This is a genomic window from Shewanella sp. SW32 (assembly GCF_025653365.1).
Classification (GTDB): Bacteria; Pseudomonadota; Gammaproteobacteria; order Enterobacterales; family Shewanellaceae; genus Shewanella; species Shewanella oncorhynchi.
On record NZ_JAKKSJ010000050.1, the window covers coordinates 23,893 to 29,946 of the forward strand.

The following is a 6,054-nucleotide window of genomic DNA, read 5'->3' on the forward strand; positions in this document are numbered from 1 at the left end:
GCGGGTTAAAATCATCATGCCGACATAATATCGATAATAGTGACATCTGTGGATGACATGCCATTGAGGATCATTTTGCCAATGTTTTTAATGGTTTTCTCTACATCGGTAGCAATAATACCTTGGCCTGAGACATTGTGACTACTGAGCGCCATCAAAAATGAGCGCACGGCCGCACTGGATGAAGTGCTAACCTTCATGGCGCAGGACGCTTTAGCGCCGTCACATACCATACCAGAGCTGTCGCTGATCACGTTTTGAATCGCGAAACAGGATTGTTCGAACGAGCCACCAGCTAAATATACCATGGCCATAGAAGCGGCTGCGCTGGTGACGGTATTGCCACAAAATGCCGACAGTGGTGGATAATGGGACTTGATATAAATCGCCCCTAGATGACTCATAATCAAGGCGCGGGCGAGTTTTTCTTCTGAAACCTTATAGCATTGTGCCGTCAATACCACAGGGATAGTTGCCGCTATGCCTTGATTACCACTGCCAAGATTACTCATGGCGGGCAAGTTTGCCCCGCCCATGCGAGCATCGGATGCTGCAGCAGTTAACATGACGATTTTGTTCAGTAAGTCTTCACCGATAATGCCTGCGGCTATGCCGCTTTTCATGGTGCGGCCGACTTCAAGCCCATAGGGATTCGCCATGCCTTCATCGGATAATTTGCCATTTAGCTCAGAGGCTTCGAGGATGAATTTGATCTCTTCGAAGGGGACTTCTTCGGCGAAGCGATAAATGGACTCGATAGTGATATCCACGCCTTCACAGATGGAACCAGTGGCTTTAGCTTGCGTGCTATCGACACTGAAGACGGATTCGCCGTTGAGGCGCTTCTCGGCGATCAGTGTATGGCCGCCGCAGATTTTCACTAGGGCTTCGCGGTCGCCTTTTTTCGCGATGACACAACAATAGATAAATTCTGCTGTTTCGGTGCGCTCAACCGTCACCTTGCCCGCATCGATAAGGGCCTGTGCTCTAGCGACTTGTTCTGGCGTGATCACGGCCAATACTTCTAAGCCCGCATCAGGATTACCCGCAATGGCGCCTGCTGCAGCGGCAATTGCCAGACCGATTTTGCCTGTGCCAGGCACAAACACGCCCATAGAGTTTTTATAAAGATTGTCAGACACTTGTACTGCAATTGAATCGGGTTCAACACCCAGCAAGGCGCGGGCGACGGCGGCGGCGTAAGCGGCGGCGATGGGCTCTGTGCAGCCTAATGCGGGCTTAACCACTTGTTTAATGATTTGAATATACTGCTGCCATTGGGGTTTCATGAGCTTACAACCTTATGTTAATGCTTAGATTTTAACGTGTGCTATCGCTTCAACTTCTACTTTAACGCCCAGTGGAAGGTCCTTCACTGCAAAACAGCTACGAGCTGGGCAGTCGGTTTTAAAATAGGTTTTATACACTTCGTTAAAGGCGGCAAAGTCACTGATCTCTGCAAGATAACAAGTGGTTTTAAGAATCGTTTCTAAGCTGCCACCACCCGCTTCGAGCACGTATTTGAGATTCTCTAATGATTGAATCGATTGCTCAGTAATCCCACCGTCAACTACGCTGCCTTTCTTTTTACAAACAGGGAGTTGGCCAGAGGTAAAAATGAGGTTGCCATAGGCTGTGCCATGGGAATAAGGGCCAATGGCCGCGGGAGCACGTTCTGCGTGAATAATGGTTTTCATTGTCTCTCCAACTTGCAAATAAAATTGAATGCCTAGGTCGGCGTATGTGCAACATTATTTGTATTTTTATGTTTTATTGCAATTATTTTTTAATGAATTTCATTTGTCACTGCGGTTTGTGCGCTATTTATCTCGTTTTCAGTCAAGTTGTGAGCTTTGACTCTTTGTTCAACAAAAGTTGAGTATTTTGATTGCTGAGTTTGTTTTGTTCAAATATATTTGCACAAAATAATACCAACTAGGTAAAGGTGAAATGATGGATGCAACAATTACTGCTGCACAGTGGAAAGCAGATACCCGCTTCGATAGTACGGATTGGGGCTGGATTATCATGAGTATCGGAATGGCGATTGGCGCGGGGATCGTATTCTTGCCTGTGCAGGTCGGTTTGATGGGGTTATGGGTTTTCTTACTGTCTGGCATTATTGGCTATCCTGCCATGTATATGTTCCAACGGTTGTTTATCAATACCTTAGCAGAATCTCCAGAATGTAAGGATTACCCGAGTGTGATTTCGGGTTACTTAGGTAAAAACTGGGGTATGTTGTTGGGTGGTTTGTATTTCATCATGTTGGTCATTTGGGTGTTTGTTTATTCAACGGCCATTACAAACGACAGTGCTTCATTTTTGCAAAGTTTTGGGATCACCAAAGCGTTATTGTCAGAAAATCCTTTCTATGGTTTAGCCTTGATCTGCGGTCTTGTTGCTTTAGCCTCCCGCGGTGAGAATCTTTTGTTTAAGATCTCTACTTTTATGGTACTGACTAAGTTGGGCGTTGTCGCCGTGCTAGGGTTATTGATGGTGGATAAATGGGATATCAATAATATCGGCGCTATCCCAGCAACGGGAGATTGGTTAAAAGATGCGGTCGTTATGCTGCCCTTTACGCTAACATCGATTCTGTTTATTCAAAGTTTAAGCCCTATGGTGATTTCATACCGTTCGCGGGAAAAATCCCTTGCGGTAGCGCGCTTTAAAGCGATGCGCGCTATGAATATTGCCTTTGGCGTCTTGTTTGTCGTGGTGTTCTTTTATGCCGTGTCATTCACCCTAGCAATGGGACATGATCAGGCTGTGCGTGCATCGGAAGAAAATATCTCGGCTCTTGCTATGGTTGCTCAAGGTATGCAGGGACAAACACTTAAATTGCTGAGTTTAACCTTGAATATTTTTGCGGTGATGACGGCTTACTTTGGCGTATATCTCGGTTTTAGGGAAGCTTGCCAAGGTTTGACCATGAACATGCTGCGCCGTTATATGCCTGAAGATCGTATCAACAAAAAGCTTGTTGGTTACGGCATTATGATTTTTACCATTCTATTATCTTGGGGCGCGATTGTGTTGAATGCGCCAGTGCTGAGCTTTACGTCGATTTGTAGTCCAATTTTTGGTTTAGTGGGTTGTTTGATACCCGCTTATTTAGTGTACCAAGTACCTGCATTACATAAGTACAAGGGCGTGTCGCTGTATATCATTATTATCACAGGCTTATTGCTGTGCGTATCCCCCTTCTTAGCGTTTAGTTAACACGGATAAAGTGGTACAAAAAGATAAGCTTTAAGGAATTAAAAAACCGGTATTAAGTGTAAACTCAATACCGGTTCTCTATCTTGAGCAATTATCTCGATAATGCTCTATGGTCAAAGTTTGAATTGAGATGTGGCGTTTTTTAGTTCATCGGCAAAATCGACTAATCCCTCAGAAACATTACGAACCTGCGACAGAATTTGCAATGTTTGTTCAAATGAAGCGTTCATATTGACGACGTTATCGACCACTTGAGAAGCGACCGAGGCTTGCTCCTCCGTTGCCGAGGCGATGTGAGTATTCATACTATTGATACTGACAATCTGCTGTTGAATTGATTTCAGCGCACTCCCTGTATTTTGAGCATTGGTTTCATTTTCCGATGACTTCGACATCGCCACATTCATGGTATTGACCGAGGAAATGGCCGCCGTTTTAAGGTTTTGTAACACATGGCGAATTTCAGTGGTTGCATCGGCTGTTTTAGAGGCGAGAGCGCGAACCTCATCAGCGACTACGGCAAAGCCTCGTCCTTGCTCACCTGCGCGGGCGGCTTCGATGGCGGCATTAAGTGCCAACAGGTTGGTTTGCTCGGCAATAGAGGTAATCACATTTAAGATAGAAGTGACATTTTCAGTATCTCTGGCGAGCTCGTTGATCGAGTTAGAAGCCGCCTGAATTCCTGTATTTAATTGCTGTGAAATATCGATGGTACGCTGAACGACTGTCATACCTTGCATCGCTTCTTTCTCCGCGACCTGTGCTGCACTGGCGGCTTGGCGGGCATTTTGCGAGATTTCGATGACAGAGTGACGCATGTCTTCCATTGAGACTTGTACTGCGCTGGCATCATGGCTTTGCCGCTGGGTGGCATGCGTCGCATCTTCCATGCGCTGTTTCAGTGAGCGCGAGCTATCAAGTAAGGGATCGGTAACATTCACCACCCTTCGAATAGAATCTCCGAGCAAGCGAAGAAATCGATTGAAGTTACTTGATACTTGGCCGAGTTCATCGCTACCAGACACTTTGAGCTGATGACTAAGATCGCCTTTTCCATCGGCCAGCTCACTCAGTGACTGGGCGACATTACGCGCAGATGAGCTGATAGCGCGTGCAATGGCAATAGTGACAATCAACATCACGATCAGTAAAGCGATGCCGATGGAGAGGGTGAGCCACAAACTTTGCGCAGATCTGTCGCCAGCTTCTTTTATCGATTGTTTAAATTCGAGTACTTTGCTTTGTTTGTAATCTTGTATTTCATTAAGTACAGCTTCATAGGCTTGGGATTTTTCTTGGCTGATCTGGCCAATGTTTGCCATATCAATCGTACCCGCCAACATGCCTTTAGCCAGCTTAATCGTCATGTCGTTATAGCGGGTTAATTTAGCGGATAGATTGCTGAGTTTATTGGCTTGTGAGGGATCGACACTATCTAATTGTTGTAGGTTTTTACGTAAAGATTCATACATAGTACCTGCATTTGTTAACAGGTCTTCGTCGGCAAAAGAAACCGATTGAGTGTAAAGTTCATCGAGTCGTTGGATAAAAAACACGTTTTGATTGGCGAGTTCAACTCTTTGGTAAACTTGCTGCTCCATATAATTAAGTGTGGTGCGATTTTTATTTATGGAGATGACACTAATGCTTAAGTTTAAAGCGAAAATGATGACAGCTAAAATAAATATCGCGATAACTTTTTTAAAAATAGAAATATCATTAAAGAAATTCATCCCTTGCCCCCAAGTTGTGCCGAGCTTGAGCTCGGCACTCCAATCTAAAACTCGGCAATAACTTTTACCGAATCATTGGCCTCACTACTATCAATATAGCCAATAATATTGGGGTTCGATGCAACTAATTTTATCATCTCCGCCCCACTAGTGACTTCCTTGGGTGGCGTTCCTTTGCCTGTAAATACTTTTTGTGACCAATATGACTTAAGTTGGCTGGATGACTTGCCCAGCACTTTAGTATCAAATGTTTCCCTTAAGGGCATAGCACTGTCAAGATTGACCGGCACGGCCTGCGCTCCACCAGGAAAGGTCTTTGTTTTCCCTAGAAAAATATTTTCAATAACCTTTTGGTCGACAGTGTCTGTATTACTGGGATGAACGATGACAACCACACCAGCAAATAGTGGCATTGAGACTAAGCTGAGTAGGATTAAGCAAAGTAACTTATTCATTTCTCTCTCCTAAAATACTAAGTCAATGCCAAGACTGATTGATTTCGAATCCCCTGCGACTTTCATACCTGGGCCACCGTCATCTTTAACGTCATCATACTGAATTTTAAAGGCCGCCGAAGGATGGAAATCCCAACGTATACCTGCAGAACTTGTATGGTGAACTTCACCGCCTTCACCATCATTGAAGTCCGAATAGGAAATGTAAGGCATCACTGAATCGATACGATAGCCGAACGAGAGAAGATAAGTATCTAGATTACTCCCATCGAGATCTAAGCGGTTAAGCTCAGATAAAAAAAGGAAATTCTCATAATCTATATTAACGGATAGGCCATAAAACTTACCCGTACGTTGGTTGTTACCATTCCATTCCTGCTGAATACCACCAATGGCTTTGTTTCCTAAATCGAGTCAGCGAACAAAACTCTCATCATTGTTCAAATATCAAGCTACATAGTGGGTTTCAGGCATACCTAGCCCAGTAAGCTTGTTCAAAGCCCTAATCATCGCGTAAGCTTCTCCCACCTGAGCGTTATAATTCCGCATGCTCAACGTGCCTCCTAGCAGTTGTTTTATCCTGTACATGGCGGTTTCTGAGATTGAACGGCGATGATAACCATATCGTTTTTTCCACTGCT

At 44.6% G+C, this 6,054-nt stretch carries 5 protein-coding genes and 2 pseudogenes; 1 reads left to right on the forward strand and 6 read right to left on the reverse strand.

The genetic code is table 11. From position 1 onward, the window contains the following. Positions 1-14: 14 nt before the first annotated feature. Both L5M28_RS21340 and L5M28_RS21345 read right to left on the reverse strand, forming a co-directional pair. On the reverse strand, positions 15-1,289 hold the full coding sequence (locus L5M28_RS21340) for a serine dehydratase subunit alpha family protein (RefSeq protein ID WP_263204367.1): 1,275 nt from the start codon (positions 1,287-1,289) through the stop codon (positions 15-17). 24 nt (positions 1,290-1,313) lie between these two features. Then, positions 1,314-1,697: a RidA family protein gene (locus L5M28_RS21345; protein WP_173243577.1), complete on the reverse strand. Its 384-nt coding sequence runs from the start codon at positions 1,695-1,697 to the stop codon at positions 1,314-1,316. Between the two features lie 256 nt (positions 1,698-1,953). Here L5M28_RS21345 and L5M28_RS21350 point away from each other — a divergent pair, with 256 nt between their 5' ends. Beyond that, positions 1,954-3,225 (forward strand): amino acid permease, encoded by a 1,272-nt coding sequence (locus tag L5M28_RS21350; RefSeq protein WP_168823082.1) that lies wholly within the window; start codon positions 1,954-1,956, stop codon positions 3,223-3,225. A gap of 113 nt (positions 3,226-3,338) precedes the next feature. Here L5M28_RS21350 and L5M28_RS21355 read toward each other — a convergent pair whose 3' ends face one another. From L5M28_RS21355 to L5M28_RS21370, 4 genes and pseudogenes are all read right to left on the reverse strand, one after another. Next, positions 3,339-4,958: a methyl-accepting chemotaxis protein gene (locus tag L5M28_RS21355; RefSeq protein WP_168823013.1), complete on the reverse strand. Its 1,620-nt coding sequence runs from the start codon at positions 4,956-4,958 to the stop codon at positions 3,339-3,341. Positions 4,959-5,002: 44 nt separating this feature from the next. Then, complete coding sequence (locus L5M28_RS21360; protein WP_263204369.1) at positions 5,003-5,413, reverse strand: phosphate ABC transporter substrate-binding protein; 411 nt, start codon at positions 5,411-5,413, stop codon at positions 5,003-5,005. Between the two features lie 9 nt (positions 5,414-5,422). Further along, positions 5,423-5,806: pseudogene (locus tag L5M28_RS21365) on the reverse strand (porin); the annotation flags it as partial. A 54-nt stretch (positions 5,807-5,860) separates the two neighbouring features. After that, positions 5,861-6,054: pseudogene (locus tag L5M28_RS21370) on the reverse strand (IS5/IS1182 family transposase); the annotation flags it as partial.